This is a genomic window from Conexibacter woesei Iso977N, from assembly GCF_000424625.1.
GTDB classification, from domain to species: domain Bacteria; phylum Actinomycetota; class Thermoleophilia; order Solirubrobacterales; family Solirubrobacteraceae; genus Baekduia; species Baekduia woesei_A.
The window spans coordinates 390985-409451 of sequence record NZ_AUKG01000001.1; the positions used below are offsets into that span (position 1 = coordinate 390985).

Annotated in this window: 20 protein-coding genes and 1 pseudogene; 13 read left to right on the top strand and 8 right to left on the bottom strand. The window is 73.2% G+C overall.

From position 1 onward, the window contains the following. The first annotated feature begins 9 nt into the window (after window positions 1-9). Genes H030_RS0101930 through H030_RS0101940 form a run of 3 tightly spaced genes read left to right on the top strand, consistent with a single transcriptional unit; the run spans window position 10 to window position 1751 of the window. Window positions 10-546: a hypothetical protein gene (locus H030_RS0101930; protein ID WP_027004867.1), complete on the top strand. Its 537-nt coding sequence runs from the start codon at window positions 10-12 to the stop codon at window positions 544-546. Window positions 547-575: 29 nt separating this feature from the next. Further along, on the top strand, window positions 576-1346 hold the full coding sequence (locus H030_RS0101935; protein WP_027004868.1) for an MBL fold metallo-hydrolase: 771 nt from the start codon (window positions 576-578) through the stop codon (window positions 1344-1346). 9 nt (window positions 1347-1355) lie between these two features. After that, window positions 1356-1751 (top strand): VOC family protein, encoded by a 396-nt coding sequence (locus H030_RS0101940; RefSeq protein ID WP_027004869.1) that lies wholly within the window; start codon window positions 1356-1358, stop codon window positions 1749-1751. On the opposite strand, the gene H030_RS0101945 is transcribed toward H030_RS0101940, so the two are convergent. Together H030_RS0101945 and H030_RS28540 are read right to left on the bottom strand one after the other, a co-directional pair. After that, the gene (locus H030_RS0101945) at window positions 1748-2308 is read right to left on the bottom strand and encodes a dihydrofolate reductase family protein (protein ID WP_035125737.1); all 561 of its coding nucleotides are present in this window, start codon (window positions 2306-2308) and stop codon (window positions 1748-1750) included. The two genes, H030_RS0101940 and H030_RS0101945, sit on opposite strands and share 4 nt — an antisense overlap. A gap of 14 nt (window positions 2309-2322) precedes the next feature. Next, window positions 2323-4089: an arylsulfotransferase family protein gene (locus H030_RS28540; protein ID WP_051221481.1), complete on the bottom strand. Its 1767-nt coding sequence runs from the start codon at window positions 4087-4089 to the stop codon at window positions 2323-2325. A gap of 60 nt (window positions 4090-4149) precedes the next feature. Here H030_RS28540 and H030_RS28545 point away from each other — a divergent pair, with 60 nt between their 5' ends. The 6 genes from H030_RS28545 to H030_RS28555 are packed head-to-tail and all read left to right on the top strand — an operon-like array spanning window position 4150 to window position 9040. Next, window positions 4150-5019, top strand: a complete 870-nt coding sequence (locus tag H030_RS28545; RefSeq protein WP_231398338.1) for an MBL fold metallo-hydrolase — start codon at window positions 4150-4152, stop codon at window positions 5017-5019. Between the two features lie 31 nt (window positions 5020-5050). Beyond that, the gene (locus H030_RS0101960) at window positions 5051-5881 is read left to right on the top strand and encodes an SDR family oxidoreductase (RefSeq protein WP_035125739.1); all 831 of its coding nucleotides are present in this window, start codon (window positions 5051-5053) and stop codon (window positions 5879-5881) included. A gap of 15 nt (window positions 5882-5896) precedes the next feature. After that, window positions 5897-7129 carry a CapA family protein gene (locus H030_RS28550; protein ID WP_051221484.1) on the top strand — a complete coding sequence of 411 codons (1233 nt, stop codon included), beginning with the start codon at window positions 5897-5899 and terminating at the stop codon, window positions 7127-7129. Between the two features lie 55 nt (window positions 7130-7184). Next, window positions 7185-7823 (top strand): glyoxalase, encoded by a 639-nt coding sequence (locus tag H030_RS0101970; RefSeq protein WP_027004872.1) that lies wholly within the window; start codon window positions 7185-7187, stop codon window positions 7821-7823. 60 nt (window positions 7824-7883) lie between these two features. Further along, window positions 7884-8462, top strand: a complete 579-nt coding sequence (locus H030_RS0101975; protein WP_027004873.1) for a DUF2867 domain-containing protein — start codon at window positions 7884-7886, stop codon at window positions 8460-8462. Then, on the top strand, window positions 8459-9040 hold the full coding sequence (locus H030_RS28555; RefSeq protein WP_051221486.1) for a TetR/AcrR family transcriptional regulator: 582 nt from the start codon (window positions 8459-8461) through the stop codon (window positions 9038-9040). The genes H030_RS0101975 and H030_RS28555 overlap by 4 nt, the downstream gene beginning before the upstream one ends. A 25-nt stretch (window positions 9041-9065) precedes the next feature. Here the strand turns inward: H030_RS28555 and H030_RS39985 are convergent, their stop codons facing one another. Together H030_RS39985 and H030_RS40600 are read right to left on the bottom strand one after the other, a co-directional pair. Next, window positions 9066-9821 (bottom strand): hypothetical protein, encoded by a 756-nt coding sequence (locus tag H030_RS39985; RefSeq protein WP_155891790.1) that lies wholly within the window; start codon window positions 9819-9821, stop codon window positions 9066-9068. Window positions 9822-9926: 105 nt separating this feature from the next. Further along, window positions 9927-10010, bottom strand: a pseudogene (locus tag H030_RS40600) (hypothetical protein); the annotation flags it as partial. On the opposite strand from H030_RS40600, the gene H030_RS39990 reads away from it, so the two are divergent. After that, window positions 9990-10424 carry a hypothetical protein gene (locus H030_RS39990; protein WP_155891791.1) on the top strand — a complete coding sequence of 145 codons (435 nt, stop codon included), beginning with the start codon at window positions 9990-9992 and terminating at the stop codon, window positions 10422-10424. The pseudogene H030_RS40600 and the gene H030_RS39990 sit on opposite strands and share 21 nt — an antisense overlap. 57 nt (window positions 10425-10481) lie before the next feature. Here the strand turns inward: H030_RS39990 and H030_RS0101995 are convergent, their stop codons facing one another. Next, window positions 10482-13205 (bottom strand): helix-turn-helix transcriptional regulator, encoded by a 2724-nt coding sequence (locus H030_RS0101995; protein ID WP_035125741.1) that lies wholly within the window; start codon window positions 13203-13205, stop codon window positions 10482-10484. 83 nt (window positions 13206-13288) lie between these two features. Between H030_RS0101995 and H030_RS0102000 the strand changes: the two genes are divergently transcribed. Next, window positions 13289-14113, top strand: a complete 825-nt coding sequence (locus H030_RS0102000; protein WP_155891792.1) for a hypothetical protein — start codon at window positions 13289-13291, stop codon at window positions 14111-14113. A gap of 30 nt (window positions 14114-14143) precedes the next feature. Here H030_RS0102000 and H030_RS0102005 read toward each other — a convergent pair whose 3' ends face one another. Beyond that, window positions 14144-14797, bottom strand: a complete 654-nt coding sequence (locus H030_RS0102005) for an SDR family NAD(P)-dependent oxidoreductase (RefSeq protein WP_027004878.1) — start codon at window positions 14795-14797, stop codon at window positions 14144-14146. A gap of 61 nt (window positions 14798-14858) precedes the next feature. Beyond that, window positions 14859-15764, bottom strand: a complete 906-nt coding sequence (locus tag H030_RS0102010) for an SDR family oxidoreductase (RefSeq protein ID WP_035125743.1) — start codon at window positions 15762-15764, stop codon at window positions 14859-14861. A gap of 113 nt (window positions 15765-15877) precedes the next feature. Between H030_RS0102010 and H030_RS0102015 the strand changes: the two genes are divergently transcribed. Together H030_RS0102015 and H030_RS0102020 are read left to right on the top strand one after the other, a co-directional pair. Further along, the gene (locus H030_RS0102015; protein WP_027004880.1) at window positions 15878-16453 is read left to right on the top strand and encodes a TetR/AcrR family transcriptional regulator; all 576 of its coding nucleotides are present in this window, start codon (window positions 15878-15880) and stop codon (window positions 16451-16453) included. 19 nt (window positions 16454-16472) lie between these two features. Beyond that, complete coding sequence (locus H030_RS0102020) at window positions 16473-17348, top strand: exodeoxyribonuclease III (protein WP_027004881.1); 876 nt, start codon at window positions 16473-16475, stop codon at window positions 17346-17348. Between the two features lies 1 nt (window position 17349). Here H030_RS0102020 and H030_RS0102025 read toward each other — a convergent pair whose 3' ends face one another. Further along, on the bottom strand, window positions 17350-18411 hold the full coding sequence (locus H030_RS0102025; protein WP_027004882.1) for a DNA polymerase domain-containing protein: 1062 nt from the start codon (window positions 18409-18411) through the stop codon (window positions 17350-17352). Window positions 18412-18467: the final 56 nt, after the last annotated feature.

Here is an 18467-nt window from a genome sequence, read left to right on the forward strand (position 1 = left end):
GTCGGGAGCATGGCCCGACTCCTCCCCGCGATCCTCGCCGCTGCCGTCCTCCTCGTGCCCTCCGCCACCGCGTCGGCGGAGGGCACGCACCTGCTCGACGGTCCCGTCGCGGCGGGTGGGTCGTGGGAGCTGTCGATCCACCGGCAGAGCATCGGGCCGGTCGCGGGGGTCTGCATCGACCTCGGCGCCACGCTGCCCGACGGCAGCGATGCCGGTACCGCGACCGGCTGCGCCGCCGGCAGCCTGAAGGTCGACCACGGGCTGTTCCCGCTGACCTCCACCGCGCACGCGGGCGACCAGCTGACCAGCGCGGTCATCGGCGGGATCGTCACCGCGAGGGCGCACGAGGTCCGGGTCGTCTTCAGGGACGGCAAGCACCTCAGGCTCCCGGTCAAGACCGGCCCGAGGGCGTGGCGCCACGTGCTGAAGATGGACGTCCGCTACTTCGGCGGCGACCTGATGGCGGTGTCGAGCAGCGACGTCGCCTCGGTCTCCGCCTACGACCGCCGCGGCCACCGCCTCGCCCGGACCAGGCCGCACCGATGAGTCCGGACGACCCGCGCCGTCCCAGTGAGATGAGCACGCTGAACGAGGTCGCCGACGGCGTCTGGGTCCGCCAGAGCGGGTGGATGTGGACCAACTCGATCGTCGTCCGTGGTGACGACGGGCTGATCGTCGTCGACCCCGGCATCACCGGCGCCGAGCTGGACGCGCTGGCCGACGACGTCGCGGCGCTCGGGATCCCGGTCGTCGCCGGGTTCTCCACCCACCCGCACTGGGATCACCTGCTGTGGCACCCGCGCCTCGGCGACGTCCCGCGCTACGCGACCGCCGAGAACGCCGCGCTCGCCGCCGTCGCGCAGGACCGCGCCCGGGCGATGGCGGCGGAGTCGGCCGAGGGCGTCCCGCTGGAGCTCGTCGCGCTGGTGCAACCGCTCCCGAGCGACGACGACGCCAACCCGCTGCCCGGCGCGTTGATCGTGCACAACGCCCACGCCGTCGGCCACGCCGCGATCCTCCTCGCCGACCGCGGCGTCCTGCTCGCGGGCGACATGCTCTCCGACATCATGATCCCGCTCTTCGACCCGCGCCAGGACGACCAGCTCGGCGCCTACGAGACCGCGCTCGCGCAGCTGGACGAGGTCATCGACACGGTCGACGTCGCGATCCCCGGACACGGCGCGGTCGCGCCCACCAACGCTGAGGCCACCGCCCGCCTGGCCGCCGACAAGGACTACATCAACGCACTCCGCCGCGGCGACGAGCCCGCCGACGCGCGCCTCGGCCCGCACGCCGAGTGGCTCGACGGACCGCACCGGTCGAACGTCGAGCGCGCTCGCGGGTAGGACGCGCGCATGCCCAGCAGACGCGTCGTCATCGACCACCTCGCCATCGGCGTCAGCGACCTCCGCGCCAGCCGCAGGTTCTACCTCGCCGCGCTCGCGCCGCTGGGGTTCGGCGAGCTGAACGAGTGGACCGAGGACCGCCACGACCTCGCGTTCGGCCCGGCGGGCTTCGACGACTTCATCATCTCGACCAAGTACCCCGTCAACGGCGGCGGCCACATCGCGTTCGCCGCCGACTCACGCGAGCAGGTCGACGGCTTCCACGCCGCCGCGCTCGCCGCGGGCGCCACCGACAACGGCGCCCCCGGCATCCGGCCCGGGTACTCCCCCGGCTACTACGCCGCGTTCGTGCTCGACCCCGACGGCTACAACGTCGAGGCCGTCTTCCACGAGCCCCAGGACTAGCGCCGCACGCGGTAGCGCGAGACGACCGTCTGCGACGCGAACGGCCGGGACTCGACGAGCTCCAGGCCCAGCCGGCGCTCCAGGCCCTGCGGGTAGAGCGGCCGCCCGCCGCCCAGCAGCACCGGGACCACGCGCGGGTGGTACTCGTCGAGCAGCCCCAGCCGCGCCGCCTCGCCCGCGAGCTCCGCGCCGCCGATCGCGATGTCCCCACCGCCGGGCCCCGCCGCCGCCCGCAGCGCCTCCAGCTCCTCGCCCAGACCGCCGGTGGCCAGCCGCGCGTTGCCCTCCACCGCCGTCAGCGTCCGCGAGAACACGACCTTCGGGAGCGGCAGCCAGACCGCCGCCCACGCGCGGTCGTCGTCGTCGGCCAGCTCGGCCGTCTCCCAGTACAGCATCGTCTCGTACAGCCGCCGCCCCATCACGTACGCCGACAGCTCCCGCGTCTGCTCGGTCACGTACCGGAACAGCTCGACGTCCTTGCCGCTCCAGTTCAGGTCGCCGTCCGGATCGGTGATGTAGCCGTCGAGCGAGACGACCATCGTGCAGACCACGTTCATGGCGCCATGATCGCTCACCGCGCGGCGACCGGGACCGAGGCGCTCGACCCAAGGACCCTGCCCTGCCGGTCGAGCGCACGCACGACCACGCGGTCGGCATCGCCCGTCAGCACCAGCCCGGTCTCGAAGCCCGTGCGCGTGGCGGCTGCCACCGGCGCGGTCCCGCCGTCGGCCAGGACCTGCCAGCCCGCCACCTCGGTCGCGCCGTTCCAGGACGCCGTCACCTGCACCGCGCCGGTCGTCGCGTCGTGGTGCGCCTCGACGTCCGGCCTGGTCGTCGGCCGCGCGTGCCACGCCGCACGCAGCGTCCGGTAGCTGCCGTCGCCGTCGGGCAGCGACGCGTCGAACACGCGCCGGCCGCCGGGCGTGAACTCCGAGAACGGCCCGGCCGCGCCGAAGCCGACGAACAGGTTGCCGCTGCCGAGCTCCTGCACGCTGCCCTCGCTCTGGGCGCTGGTGTCCTCCGCGCGCGTGACCGACGCCACCACCTTCGCGGTCTTGTGCTTCATGTCGAGTTGCAGCACAAGCCCGCGCGACGCGCCCTTGCGCGGCGGCCCGGCCTCGTCGTCGAACAGGCTGACGCGGCCGCCCGCCAGCATCCGCGCGTCGTGCTGCAGCCAGAAGCGCGCGCCCGGGCCCATCCGGAACGTGCTCCGGCGCCCGCCGAGGCGCCACGCGATCCGGCCGCTGCGCGCGTCGACCGCCCAGATCGCCGACGCGTCGCGGGCGGAGACCAGCAGCCGCCGCCCGCCGTCGATCGGCTGGACCGAGTTGATGTGGTAGACGTCGTTGGCCGCCGAGACCGCGGGCGAGGCGTAGGACTCGCTCAGCGGGACGTGGCCGAGCGCATGCCACTCCCACACGACCAGCCCGGTCGCGACGTCGATGCGCTGGATGATCGAGTCGAGCACCGGCCTGCCGCCGACGAGCACCGGCGAGTACACGGTGACGAGCGCGTCGCCGTCGCCGGTCAGCCGCAGCTCGTGGATGTCCATCCTGTAGCCGTTGCCCGCCCGGATCCTGGCGATCGTCTTGTAGGACTCGTCGGCGATGATCCCCTCGCCGAGCCCGAAGGCCTGGACGGTCACCGGGCCCTGCCACCACGTCAGCACGCGCCTGCCGCGGTAGGTCTGGACGGCGAGGTTCGCGGCGACGTCAGGCGCGGCGAGCGGCCTGAACCACACCAACTTGCCGTGCGGGTCGACGATCATCGGCCCGCCCGGGCCGACCGGCGCGATCGACACGGTGTTCTTGCTGTCGGGGTGGATCACCGGCGACGGCAGCGGCGTCATCAGCGTCATCGCCGACGAGCTCGACCGGTCCTGGGCGACCGTGATCCGCGGCGCCAGGAGGTCCGGCCGCGTGGCGAAGTGCTCCAACTTGCCCGGCTGCATGCTGGGCAGGTTGAGGACCGGCGGGATCGGCGCGAGCGTCGCGACCGTGAACGACGACCTCAGCGCACGCACCGCGCTGCCTCGCAGCCGCACGGTCACCGCCACCCGCTCCCCCGCCGCGAACGGCCTGGCCGGGACGAACGACGCCCCGCGCCCGCCCGAGTAGTCCTTCAACTTCCCGGAGTGCGCACCGCTCCTCGCGCCGACCGCGCGGACCGCCGCGATCCTCGACGGCGCCACGCCGAGGACGCTGATCTGCGTCGCCGGGTTCGCGTCCGGCGTGCCGTCGAGCGGCGAGACCGCGACCGTCGCGTGCACGGCCGGCGCCACCGCGAGCAGCGCGGCGACGGCGACCCCCAGCGGTGCGGATGAGCGGGACAGCAGCATCGGCCGTGCCGATTAGAACACGTCGCCGGAACCCATGCCGCGTCTGCGATGCTCGGCGACATGTCGGGAGCCGATGATCTGCAGGCGGTCGCCGAGCTGGAGCGGGTCGACCTCGCGCTGCCGGAGGGGTTGGAGATCCGGTGGCTCGGCGTCTCCGGCTACCGGCTGACGTACGAGGGCGTCTCGCTGTTCATCGACCCCTACGTGTCGCGCGTGCCGCTGCGGTCGCTGCTACTGAGGCGGCTGGCGCTGCAGGACGCCGAGCTGGTCGCGCGCTACGGCGGCGCGCCCGGTCCGGTGGCGGGCGTCCTGGTCGGGCACACGCACTTCGACCACGCCGTCGACGCGCCCGCGCTGGCGCGGATGCACCAGACCAAGGCCTACGGGTCGGCGTCGCTGGTCAGGTTGATGGCGTTGCACCGCCTCGAGCAGCAGGCGGTCGAGGTCGCAACGCGCCGCCCGTACGAGCTGGGCCCGTTCGCGGTGACGTTCATCCCCAGCCGCCACTCGAAGCTGCTGTTCGGCCGCAAGGTGCCGATGGACGGGCCGCTGACCTGCGACCACCTCGACGGCCTCGCGCCCGGCGCCTACCGCTGCGGCGCGGTCTACGGGATCCGGATCGAGGTCGCGGGCCTGTCGCTCTACCACCAGGGCAGCGCCGACCTGATCGACGCCGAGCTCCCCGACCAGCAGGTCGACGTCTTCCTCGCCGGCGTCGCCGGCCGCCAGGTCACGCCCCGTTACTGGGAGCGCGTCCTGCCCAAGCTCGACCCGCGCTACGTCGTCCCGACGCACTACGACAACTTCTTCTCGCCGCTGGGCCGCGCGCAGGACATGGTCCGCAAGGTCGACCTCGCCGACGTCCCGGACGAGATCCGCCGCGTCTCCCGCGACGCCCAGGTCGCCGCGCTGCCGCGGATCGACGCCTGAAACGGCACGGCCGCCGGGTATAGGCCGATGCATGGCCTCTCCCAAGACGTGGTTCATCACCGGCACCTCGCGCGGCTTCGGGCGTGAGTGGGCGGTCGCGGCGCTGGAGCGCGGCGACAGGGTCGCCGCGACCGCCCGCGACGCCGCCTCGCTCGACGACCTCGTGGAGAAGTACGGCGACGACAACGTGCATGCGCAAGCGCTCGACGTGACCGATCGCTCGGCGTGCTTCAGCGCCGTCGCCGCCGCGCACGAGAAGTTCGGCCGCCTCGACGTCGTCGTCAACAACGCGGGCTACGGGCACTTCGGCATGATCGAGGAGATCACCGAGGCCGAGGCCCGCGACCAGATGGAGACCAACCTCTTCGGGGCGCTCTGGGTCACGCAGGCGGCGCTGCCGTTCCTGCGCGAGCAGGGCTCCGGGCACCTCCTGCAGGTGTCGTCGATCGGCGGGATCAGCGCGTTCGTCGAGGTCGGGATGTACCACGCGTCGAAGTGGGCGCTGGAGGGCTTCAGCCAGTCGCTGGCCCAGGAGGTCAAGGACTTCGGGATCCACGTGACGCTGATCGAGCCCGGCGGCTTCTCGACCGACTGGGGCGGCTCGTCGGCGCGCCACTCCGAGCGGCTGGACGCCTACGACGCCGTCCACCAGGCCTCCGACGAGCGCCGCGCCTCGATGAGGGGCAAGGCGGGCGACCCGACCGCCTCGGCCGCGGCGGTCCTGAAGATCGTCGACGCCGACGAGCCGCCGCTGCGCTGCTTCTTCGGCTCGGCCCCGCTGAGGATCGCCGAGGCCGACTACGCGTCGCGGCTGGAGACGTGGCGCGCGTGGCAGCCGGTGGCCGAGCTGGCCCAGGGGTGATACAACCACCTCAACTTGCGCAACGCTGACCGCCAGAGGCAGCTCACCACTCGCCGCCTCGCGGCCGCGCTGGCGATCGCGGTGTGCGCCGGCACGGCCGGCGCGCTGGTGGGCGCCGGCGACCATGGCGACGGCGCCGCGGATGCCGCGGTCGCCGCCGCCAGGCTGCCGCCCGGCCGGCCGCTGACGGTGATCTGGGGCGGCGACGTCACGCTCGGCTCGCGGTACGGGCTGCCGCCCGACCACGCGCGCGGCATGCTCGCGGGCGTCGCGAGCACGATGCGCGCCGCCGACCTGACGACCGTCAACCTCGAGGGCACGCTCGGCGCCGGCGGATCGACGAAGTGCCCGGTCCCGACGCCGACGTGCTTCGCGTTCCAGGCGCCCGCGGGCAACGCCGCGGGGCTGACGCGCGCCGGGGTCGACGCGGTCAACCTCGCAAACAACCACGCGTGGGACTTCGGCGCGACCGGCCTCGGGCAGACGATCCTGGCGCTGCGCCACGTCGGCGTCGCCTTCACCGGGCGGCCTTCTGAGATCACCTACATCTCGCTCGACAGGACGCGCGTCGCGTTGTTGGGGTTCTCGGCCTACCCGTGGACGTCGCCGATCCGCGACCTCGTCGCGGCCCACCGCCTCGTCGCGCAGGCCGCGGCGAACGCCAACGTCGTGATCGTCTTCATGCACGGCGGCGCCGAGGGCGCCGGGCAGACCCGCGTGCCGTTCGGCGAGGAGCAGGCGTTCGGCGAGCTGCGCGGCAACCTGCGCGCGTTCGCGCACACCGCCGTCGACGCGGGCGCCGACCTCGTCCTCGGCTCCGGCCCGCACGTCCTGCGCGGGATCGAGATCTACAACAGGCGCACGATCGCCTACTCCCTCGGCAACCTCGCGGGCTACAGGAACTTCGCCCGCGGCGGCGTCCTCAGCCTCAGCGGCCTGCTGCGCGTCGACCTCAACGCCACCGGCGCGCTGACCGGCGGCCGCTTCCTGCCGCTCAAGCTGACCGGCCCGGGCCTGCCGCACGTCGACCCCACCCACGCGTCCGCCCACCTCGTCGCGCGCCTCTCCAGGCTCGACTTCGGCTCCCGCGCGCTGCGCCTCTCACCGTCGGGCCAGATCACCAACCCGCCCGCGCAGAAGCCCAAGCCGCCGAGGCCCAAGCCGCAGCCCTCGACGCCGGCCCCGCCGACGACCTCCACCCCGCCCGCCACTACCGCTCCACCGAGCACCACCGCACCGCCCGCCTAGCAACGGATCAGGAATGGAGAAGCGCGGCCGCGGGGCCGGACGTAGGTTGCTTCCCATGCCCACCGCAACGCAGACCGCGATCGCATCCGTCGTCCTCGAAGCCGCCGATCCCGGCGCCGCCGAGGCGTTCTACGAGGAGGCGTTCGGCCTCGGCGACCGGGTGCAGGTGCGCGCCGCCGGCGCCGAGCCGAGCACCGGCTTCCGCGCGTTCACGCTGTCGCTGGTCGTCGCGCAGCCGAGCGTCGTCGACTCCTACATCAACTCCGCGAAGGCCGCCGGCGCGACGGTGATCAAGGACCCCAAGAAGTCGATGTGGGGCTACGGCGGCGTCGTCCAGGCGCCGGACGGCACACTCTGGAAGGTCGCGACGTCGGCCAAGAAGGACAAGGGCCCGGCGGTCCGCGCGATCGACGAGCTCGTGCTCCTGCTCGGCGCCGACGACGTCAAGGAGAGCAAGCGCTTCTACGAGCAGCAGGGCCTGACCGTCGACAGGTCCTTTGGCAGCAAGTACGTGCAGTTCGCCAACAACGACCCGCACGCGATCAAGCTCGCGCTCTACGGCCGCGGCGCGCTGGCCAAGGACGCGGGCGTCGCGCCCGAGGGCAGCGGCGCCCATCGCATCGCGATCGTCACCGGCGACACCGCGCCGTTCACCGACCCGGACGGCTTCGCCTGGGAGCACCCCACGCGATAGCGGTGGCCCGCCTTGCGCTGAGCAACCGGTCGCCCTACGCTTACGTACATGCGTGCACGTATGTCAGAGAGCGGCCGGTTGCCCGACAGCGCGCATTCGGCCTACCCCTGGGCGATCCACGCGGTCGCCCCGGACTTCGCGCTGGAGGACGTCTGGGCCCTGCCGGTGACCGCGGGGCCCGACGACTTCCCGCAGGTCGTCGACCAGGTCTGCGCGCTCGACGCCGAGCGCGGTGGGCCGCCGGCCGTCCGGGCGCTGTGGGCGATCCGCTGGAAGCTCGGCGCGCTGCTGGGCTGGGACGGCGACGACGCCGGGACCGGCGGGCGCGTCGCGACGCTGCGCGACCGCGTCCCGGACGACCTGCGCGACACCGCCGCCGCGCGCTCCCGCGCGTTCGCGCACCTGCCGTTCGCGCCGCTCTACGAGACCCACGACGAGTTCGCCGCCGAGGTCGCGAACGCCACGATGCACGGCGTGATGCACCTCGGCTGGGTCCCGGCGGGCGACGGCACGTACCGCGCGCAGATGGCGGTGCTCGTCAAGCCCAACGGCGTCAAGGGCAAGGCGTACATGTTGGCGATCCGCCCGTTCCGGCGCCTGCTCGTCTACCCCGCGCTGATGAAGCGCGTCGCGGGGTGAGCACGCAGGCCCAGCGCCGCGCCGCCTCGCGCGCCGCGCTGCTGGAGGCGACCGCGCGCGGCATCTCGCGCGGCGGCTACGGCGCGCTGAAGCTCGACGACGTCGCGACCGCGGCGGGCTACACGCGCGGCGCGCTCTACCACCAGTTCAAGGACAAGGACGCGCTCGTCCTCGCGACCGTCGCCTGGGTCCGCGAGACCTGGGAGGCCGAGGTCGGCACGGTCCTGCAAGATGATGGACTCGATCCGGTCCAGGCCCTGACCGAGCTCGCCCGCCGCCACGCGGTCTACTGCCGCCGCGACGTCGCCGGCGTGATGATCGTCCTGCGCGTCGAGACCGCCGGCGCGCCGATCGCCGCCGCCGTCCAGGACCACGTCGCCGACCTCGTCCAGCGCGTCCGCCGCCTGATCCTCGCGGGCCGCCGCACCGGCGCGATCGGCCCCGGCCCCTCCGCGACCGTCCTCGCCGGCTCCCTGCTCGCCGCGATCGAAGCCGCGACCCTCGCTCTCCGCGGCCGCACCGACACCGCCGACGAGGAGGTCGCCCAACGCATCGTCCGCGGCCTGCTGCTCGGCTAGGCGCAGGGCAGCGCGTCCTTGTGGATCACTCGTCGATGAGCGTCCGTGCGTGCGGTGGAAAGGCCACTTTCAGACCGAAGCGATCGCACAGCGCGAGCCAAAGCTCGTCAGGCTCCCGTTCTATGTAGATACGCGCTTCGACCGCCTCGCCGAAGCGCCTCTCAGCGCCGAGCTGATAGCGGAGCACTTGCGCGAACGCTGCACGGATCTGCGCTTCGCCGGTATCGATGTCCGCAGACTTCACCTCGCAGATCACGAGGGTGCCTGCTTGCGAACGCCATGCGATATCGAACCTCGGATCGCGATGGGGTGAGAGCGGAACAAGCCCAGCCGCACGCGCGAGATCAGCGAGTTCGTTCTGAAGCCGCGCATGTGATCGCCACGCCGCCCGCACGAGTTCCGGGTCGGGTGCGGCGAGAGCAGCTGGGTTCGGATCTGCCTCCTCGTCGGCAGGCCGATATGGCACTCCGACCTCCTCCACCGGAGGGTTGCGGTCGTCATTTGACAATCCCTCACCAGCTTGACCTTGGACCGCCAGGATCGGCTCGCCGCTCTCCGGATCCGGCTCAACCCGCTCGACTCCCGGGAGGTCCGTTCGGGGTAGCGAGATGTTATGGATGATCTCCCACGCGGAAAGCCGAGCATCCTGCCACCCGTCTATGAACTTCCGGGCCGAAGCCGACGACGGGACGTCAGAGCGACCGGCGGACCACGCGTCATACACCGCGACCGTCGGTGGGCCACCCAAATCTCGCCAGCACTCGACGACGGCTGCGACCACCGCTTGACGCGTCAACGCGCTTCGCGGCCCGAGTCGCGGCCCGACCTCCAACCCCGCGTTCTTCAATGCGGCCCGCCACGACCCCCAGCGGAGTGCCATCGTCTGGTGGGTAGGCGCTGAGCGGCCATCATCAAATTTCTGTCCCTGCGCCCAGGTGTTATACGCGTCGTGAGCCAACGGCTCGTGCAATTGCTTTGCGGCCTCACGCAGGAGCCTGATGAGATCCAGGTCGCTATACCGCGGCTGATGGGCCGTCGGCCGTTGTCTGAGCACCTTTGTGTCAGGCAGACGCCCATCTACGACCGCTTCGACGTCTGCTCTCCGGAGCCCCAATCGTTCGGCGACAAGCGCATCGTCGCGTTCCTCAAGGAACGCCTGCTCGATCTCGTCGCCGCGCGTCTCGGACAGCCAGGCCACTCGCCGCGCTTGAGCATCGCGGTTGTTCAGACCCATGTCTTCGAGGAGCTGGCGTGCTCGTTCTCGCGTGATGCCGAAGGCATGCCCCATGTCTTCAAGCGTCCGGCCCTCGGCGTGAAGCCGTCTGAGAGTCGTTTCGCGGGAACTGTCGGTATCTGCTCCAAAATCATCAGAAGCCATCAGTGATGACCTTCTCAGATGCCGAGGCCGTCGTGCCGACCCCGGAGCGGGCCTGCTGCTCGGCTAGGCGCAGGGCAGCGCGTCGCGCAGTTCGTGGCGGGTCGAGACGTCGAGCTTGCGGTAGACCTTGTGCAGGTGGTACTCGACGGTGCGCGGGCTGATGTAGAGCTGCGCGCCGATCTCCGGGTTCGTGTGGCCCGCCCGCGCCAGGCGCGCGACCTCCGCCTCCTGCGGCGTCAGGACCGGACGCCCGCCGTCAGCCGGGGCCGCCACGACCGCCTCGCCCGTCGCCAGCAGCTCGCGCCGCGCGCGCTCGGCGAACGCGGCCGCGCCGAAGCGCGTGAAGTCGCTGTGCGCGGCGCGCAGCTGGTCGCGCGCGTCGCCGCGCCGCCCGGCCGCCCGCAGCCACTCGCCGTAGCCGAGCCGCGCGCGGGCCAGGTCCAGCGCCGCGCGGCTGCGCTCCAGCAGCGCGATCGACTCAAGGTACTTGTCTTCGTCGCCCGTCACGAGCGCCGCGCAGCGCGCCTCGACGCCCAGCGCCCACGGCGTCCCGGCCGCCTGCGTCCGCTCGCGCAGCTCGCCCAGCGCGGCGCCCGCCTCCTCCGGCCGGTCGCAGCGCACGGCCGCCTCGACCAGCTCGGCCAGCGCCCAGCCGTAGGCGATCACGTCCTCGTACTCGCCGACCTCACGCGCGGACAGCAGCGCCTCGTCGTGGCGCCCCGCGCCGTTGTGCATGAGCGCGAGCATCCACGTCGCCACGCCGAGCGCCGACCCCTCGCCGCGCTCGTTCGCGCTCGCGAACCCGAACCGGAACATCCCCGCGGCCGCCGCGTCGTCGCCCTGCGCCGCGACGACCATGAACGCCCCGTACTTCAGCGGCGGCAGGCCGGTCGCGGCGGTCAGCGCGTCGACCTCGTCGGCCAGCGCCGCGCCCGCCGCCAGTGCCCCGGAGTGCACGCGGTAGACCGCCAGGTAGTTGGCCATCGACGGCAGCAGGTGCAGCGCGCCGGTCTCGCGCGCGACGCGGACGCCGCGCGTCGCGAGGTCGTGCCACAGCTCGTCGTCCCACAGGTCCTGCGCCATCCGGCACGCGAGCCACAGCCAGCGGCGCTCGGCGTCGGTGCCGCCGTCGGGGTCGAACGCGCGCAGCGCGGCCCGGATCGGCTCGGCGGCCGCCGCGTAGCCGTCGGTGAAGCGCACGACCAACCCGTTCAACAACGCGTCGGCCGCGCCCAGCTCCGGAGCGACCCCATCAACAACGGCGCGCGCGATCTCCGCCTCGTCCGGGCCGTCGCCGAGCCGCCCCGCGTACGTCGCGGCGGCCAGGGCCTCCAGGTAGGTCGCGCGCGCCATCCCGGCGTCGAGCGCGTCCAGCCGCTGCGCCGCGGCGAGCAGGAGCGGAGCCGCCTCGCGCCCGCGCCAGCGCGCGAACGCGATCTGCGCGCCGAGCCGCTCGACCCGCGCGCGGCGCAGGTCGTCGAGGGCGACACCGTGCTCGGCGACCGCCAGGAGGTCCGCCGCCGCCGCGGCGTCCGCGACGTCGAGCTTGGCCTGCGCGGCGTCCAGCGCCCGGTCCACCCGCACGACGCCCGCCGGCGTCAGCTCCGCCGCGCGCTGCAGGAACGCGGCCGCCGCCGCCAGCCCGCCGCGCCGCCGCGCCCGCGCCGCCGAGGACGCCAGCTCCGCCGCGACCGCCGCGTCGGGGCCGGTCGCCGCGCCCGCGAGGTGCCAGGCGCGCCGGTCCGGGTCCAGCGCCGCATCGGTCGCCGCGGCCAGCGCGGCGTGGACCTCGCGGCGCGCCCCCGCGCCCGCGGCGCGGTAGACCGCCGAGCGGACCAGCGGATGGGTGAAGCGCACGCGCGCGCCGAGGTCGATCAGGTCCGCCGTCTCGGCCGGCCACGCCGCCTCGGTCCCGACGCCGAGCGCGTCGGCCGCGCGCCACAGCAGCGCGGTGTCGCCGACCGGCTCGGCGGCGGCGATCAGCAGCAGCGTCTGGGTCGCGGCGGGCAGCGCGGTCACGCGCGCGTGGAACGTCTGCTCGATCCGGCCGGCCAGCGGGCGCGCGTCCGGAAGGCCGAAGCCGCCGGCCAGCTCGGCGGGCGCCAGGCCGCGCGGCAGCTCCAGCAGCGCGAGCGGGTTGCCGCGCGTCTCGGCGAGGATCCTGTCGCGCACGGGCGCGTCGACCGGGCCATGGAGGGTGGCCTGCAGGAGCGCCAGCGCGTCGGCGTCCGAGAGCCCTTCGACCCGCAGCTCGGGCAGCCCCGCGAGCTCGGCGCCGCCCTGGTCGCGGACCGCGAAGACCATCCCGATCCGCTCGGCCAGCAGCCGCCGCGCGACGAACGCCAGCACCTGCGCCGAGGCGGAGTCCAGCCACTGCGCGTCGTCGAACAGGCACACCAGCGGCGCCGCCTCGGCGGCCTCGGCGAGCAGGCTCAGCGTGGCGAGCGCGACCAGGAAGCGGTTCGGCGTCTCGCCCTGCTGGAGGCCGAACGCGACGCGCAGCGCGTCCTGCTGCGGGGCGGGCAGCGCGCGCAGGCCGTCGTCGAGCAGGCCGCCGCAGAGCTGGTGCAGGCCGGCGAACGCCAGCTCCATCTCGCCCTGGACGCCAACGCAGCGCGCGACCCGGACGCCGCCCGCCGTCGCCTGCTCCGCGGCGTGCTCGAGCAGGACGGTCTTGCCGATCCCGGCCTCGCCGCGCAGGACCAGGACCTCGCTCTGGCCGCCGCGCACGTGCGCCAGCAGCGCGTCGAGCGCGGCGCACTCGTCCCGGCGACCGCGCAGCTTCATCGGCGCAGTATCGCGTGTCCGCGGATCCTCGACCTTCGGGTAATAGGTAGCCACAGGTGTGTCCGAACGGTTAGAGTCTGCACGTGCGCATTCGAGTGGTCGGGTTCATCGTCGCGATCGTCGCGCTGGCTCTGTCGGCTGCAAGCGCGGGCGCCGCGACCGTCAGCGGGTCGCTGCAGGTCACCGCGACCGACGCCACGACCGTGACGTTCAACGTCACCGCCCAGCGCACGTGCGCGCCCGACGAGCAGTGCGACTACTACGCCGACCTCGAGAACTTCTTCGGCGACGGCGACTGCCCGACGACCTACCCCGCCGATCCGTTCAACGCGTGGAACGGCGACGTCCAGAACACCGGTCCGACGACCGAGGTCGGGATGATCACGCCACGCGCCTGGACCGGCGCGGCCGACCCGGGGCCGGAGCGGCTGTGCCTCTACATCTTCGCCGACAGCGTGTACTACTACGTCGGCGGCACGGTCATCAACCGGCCGGCCGGGGCGCCGCCCGCCGGTGCGAGGACCATCCCGCCCGGCGGGATCACGCTGCCCGGCGGCGGGAGGACCGGCGGCGGCTCGACCACGACGCCCGGCGGTGGGACCACCGGCGGCGCGTCGACCAGGACGCCCCCGTCGTCCAGGACCGTCGCCGTTAGGACGGTCGCGCTGACGAAGGCGGCGGCCTCCGCGAAGGCCGCGCTCAAGAAGTCCTACGGCAAGAAGTTCACGCAGGGCAAGCGCTACAGGGCGAGCTGCAAGCGGGTCGGGACGTCCAGGATCCACGTGCGCTGCACGGTCTCCTGGCAGCGCGCCGGGACCTGGAGGGGCACGGTCGACGTGACCGGCGCGGTCAGGGGCGGCAGGCAGGTCCTGGTCACCAGGGTGAGGGTCCGCAAGCCGAAGGGGTGAGCAACCGCGCGTCCTGGGCGCGCCGCAGGGCTAGTCGATCCCGAGCCGGACCTGGAACTGCGCGCGCTCGGCGTGGTGCTGGAAGAGCAGGTCGGCGACCTCGTCGGGCTCGTGGTCCTCGCCCGGCGCGATCCGGCCGGCGATCGCCGTGTGGCCGACGTGGATGCCGCGGTCGCGCAGCTCGTCGTGGAGCATCCGCGCGTAGGCGACCTCCCCCGCGAACGAGATCCCGACGCCCGCGCGCAACGGGTACGGGTTGATCGCCGCGCCGCCGGTCGTGAACAAGATGGTGCCCTTGCCCGCGTCGAGCATCGCCGGCAGGACCGCGGTCGCCGCGGCAACCGAGCCCAGCACGCTGAACTCCAACGGCCCACGGACATCGTCGACCGTCGTCTCGAGGATCGGCTTCATGAACTCCCTGGCGGGCAGCGGCGAGTACTCCAGCACCTCGACCTCACCGAGCGACGCGGCGAGCGACCTGATGGCCTCGCTCAACCCCGCGCTGTCGCGGATGTCGGCCGCGGCGGCATCGACGGTGAGCCCATCCTCCCGCAGCTCCCCCGCCAACCGCTCCAACTTCTCCCGGTTGCGCGCGACCAACCCCACCGCCATCCCCTCGCGCCCGAACCGGCGCGCCACTGCCGCACCGAGGTTGGGTCCCGCACCGACGATCACGATCGACATGCCCCGGGCCTTCCCCGGGGCATGTCGCGCTACGCGTGCCGGCGACGCCGAGGACGACGTCCTAGCTCTGGAAGTAGTGCCCCGCCTCGAGGTCCTCGATCAGGCCCGGGCCGGTCGGCGTCCAGTTGTAGGTGTTGCGGGTGAGCTCCGACGACATGGGGTTGTCGAAGCCGATGAAGCCGGCCATCCAGGCGAAGTGCTCGGCGGCCTGGTCGGCGGGGATCGACTCGACCGGCAGGTCGAGGTGGCGGCCGATGACCGTCGCGATGTCCTTGATCGGGACGCCGGTGTCGTCGATCGCGTGCAGGACCGAGCCGGGCTGCGCGCTGTCGGCCGCGAGCCGGAAGACGCGGGCGGCGTCGCTCACGTGCGCGGCAGGCCAGCGGTTGGCGCCGTCGCCGACGTAGGCGGAGCGGCCGTGCTCGCGCGCGCAGCTGATGATCCACGGCACGAAGCCCTTGTCGCCGTCGCCGTGCACGGTCGGCGGGAGGCGCACGACCGAGCTGCGCACGCCGCGGTCGGCGAGCGCCAGCGCGGCGATCGCGTTGAGCGGGCGCTCGAAGCCGGGGATCTCCGGCGCCGGGTCGGACTCGACGGCGAGGCCGCCGCCGGGGTGGGTCACGCCGAGCGAGCCCGACGCGATGACCAGCGGCTTGTTGGTGTTCTCGAGGATGTCGCCGAACAGCGCGATCGCCGCGCGGTCCGTGAGGGCGGCGGCGTTGAGCTGTGAGAAGTCGTCGTGCTTGAACGCCAGGTGGATGACGCCGTCGCTCTGCTCGGCGCCGGTGCGCAGCGAGTCGAGGTCGTCGAGGTTGCCGCGCAGGACGTCGCCGCCCGCGGCCTCGACGCGGGTGGCGCCCTCGTCGGAGCGGGCGAGGCCGAGCACGGAATGGCCGCTGGCGACCAGGTCCTGGACCAGCGGGATGCCGATCCAGCCCGACGCGCCGGTGACGAAGTAACGAGCCATGGGGAGTCTCCTCAGGGGTCAGAGGGGTATTCTGATGACATTCGGTGTCATCGCCGTGAAGGCAGCGTAGCACGCCTGATGGCACCCGGTGACATCAGGGTAGACTCCCGGACGTGGCCCGCTGGTTACCCGACGCACACGGCCGCCTGGGACAGGCGGCGATGGAGCTCTTCGCCGAGCGCGGCTACGACGCCACGACCGTCGCCGACATCGCCGAGCGCGCGGGGCTGACCAAGCGCACGTTCTTCCGCCACTTCGCCGACAAGCGCGAGGTGCTGTTCGGCGGCGGCGAGATCCTGCAGGACGCGATGACCGCCGCGATCGCCGGCGCGCCCGCCGACGCCACGCCGATCGAGGCCGTCGCGCTGGCCCTGACCGCGGGCGCCGACCTGGTCGGCAGCGACCTCGATCACACCCGCGAGCGCCAGGCGATCATCACCGCGCACCCCGAGCTGCAGGAGCGCGAGCTGATCAAGATGGCGAGGATCGGCGCCGCGCTGGCCGCCGAGCTGGAGGCCCGCGGCACCGACGCGACGACCGCGTCGCTCGCCAGCCAGGCGGGGTTGGCGGCCTTCCGCGTCGGCTTCGAGCGCTGGGCGGCGATCCCGCCGACGCGCAGGCGCGTCCCGAAGCTCGCGAAGGTGATCGCCGACTCGCTCGACGAGCTCCAGGCGATCGTCGCGGCCTGACCCCGTACCGTTGCGAGCGATGCGGATCGTCACCTGGAACGTGAACAGCGTCAAGCAGCGGCTCCCGCGGCTGCTGCCGTGGCTCGACGAGCGCCGGCCGGACGTCGTCTGCCTGCAGGAGACGAAGCTCACCGACGACGCGTTCACCGAGCTGTTCGGCGACGAGCTGAGCACGCGCGGATACGAGGTCGCGACGTACGGCGAGGTGTCGTGGAACGGCGTCGCGATCCTGTCGAAGGTCGGGCTGGAGGACGTCGTCCGCGGCATCCCGGGAGGGCCCGGCTTCCCGGATCCCGAGGCGCGCGCGGTCAGCGCGACGTGCGGCGGCGTGCGCGTCACCGGCGTCTACGTCCCCAACGGGCGCTCGCCGGGGAGCGACCACTACAACTACAAGCTGGCGTGGCTGAAGGCGCTGAAGGACATGGTCGCGCCGGACGCCGCACGCGCGGTCGTGTGCGGGGACATCAACATCGCCCCGACCGACGACGACGTCTTCGACCCCGAGGCCTACGAGGGCCACACGCACGTCACCGCGCCGGAGCGCGACGCGCTCGCCGACCTGCAGTCGATCGGCCTGCACGACGTCGTCCGCGACCGCTGGCCCGACGAGCGCCGCCTCTTCACCTACTGGGACTACCGCGCGGGGATGTTCCACCAGGACCTGGGGATGCGCATCGACCTGGTCCTGGCCGGCGAGGAGATCGCGCCGCGGGTCGCCGCCGCCTGGGTCGACCGCAAGGCCCGCAAGGGCAAGGGCCCGAGCGACCACGCGCCGGTGATCGTCGACCTCGACGAGGCGCCCGACGGCGACATCGGCCCGGTCGTCCCGCCCGCCTCGGCGCCCGCGCCGCTGCGCGGGGCCAAGAGGCTCCCGCAGGGCTCGCCCGCGGACTGAGCTAGTCCTCGTCCCTCGGCCGGTCGCGGTCGCGCGAGGGCTGGACGCGCTTGGGCTCGCCGGGCATCTTGGGGTAGTCGGGCGGGTAGGGCATGTCGCCCGCCTCGTCCTTCTCATACATGTCGAGCAGCGGCTGCAGCGAGTGGTGGACGTCGTCGATCGTTGCGTGCAGGTCGCCGACCTCCGCGAAGCGCGCGGGCATCGTGGCGACCGTGAAGTCCTCGGGCCGGATCGCGGGCAGCTCGTCCCACTCCACGGGCGCGCTGACCGGCGCGCCCGCCCTCGGCCGGATCGAGTAGGGCGACGCGATCGTCCGGTCGCGCGCGTTCTGGTTGTAGTCGACGAAGATACGCTCACCGCGCTCTTCCTTCCACCACTTGGTGGTGACCTCGCCGGGCAGCCGCCGCTCCAGCTCGCGGCCGAAGGCGATCGCCGCGTGGCGGACGTCGGTGAACGTCCACCGCGGCTCGATCCGGACGTAGATGTGCACGCCGCGCCCACCGGACGTCTTGGGGAAGCCCACGTAGCCCAGGTCCCTCAACAGCTCGCGCGCGGTCCCGGCGACGCGGACGGCGTCGTCGAAGTCGGTCCCGGGCTGCGGGTCGAGGTCGATGCGCAGCTCGTCCGGGTGGTCGACGTCGGCGCGCCGGACCGGCCACGGGTGGAACGTGATCGTGCCCATCTGCGCGCACCAGCCGACGACGGCCAGCTCGGTCGGGCAGACCTCGTCGGCGAAGCGGCCCGACGGGAACGCGATCCGCGCCGTCTCGACGTAGTCCGGGGCGCCCCTCGGGATCCGCTTCTGGAAGAACGCGTCGCCGCCGCCCCTCTCGCGCGTGGAGACGACGATCCCGTCGTGCACGCCCTTCGGCCAGCGCTCCAGCGTGACCGGCCGCTCGCGCAACGCGCGCATGATCCCGTCGCCGACGCTGAGGTAGTACTTCACCACGTCGAGCTTCGTGACCGCCGCCGTGCGGTCGGTCTCCGGGAAGATGACCCGCGAGCCGCTCGACACCCGCAGCTCGCGCCCATCCACATCGATCGTCGTGGCCTCGGACGCCATGCCCCGTAGTTCTACGGCATCCACGGCGACCCTCTCGGCGGCTCGACGCCGCCGAG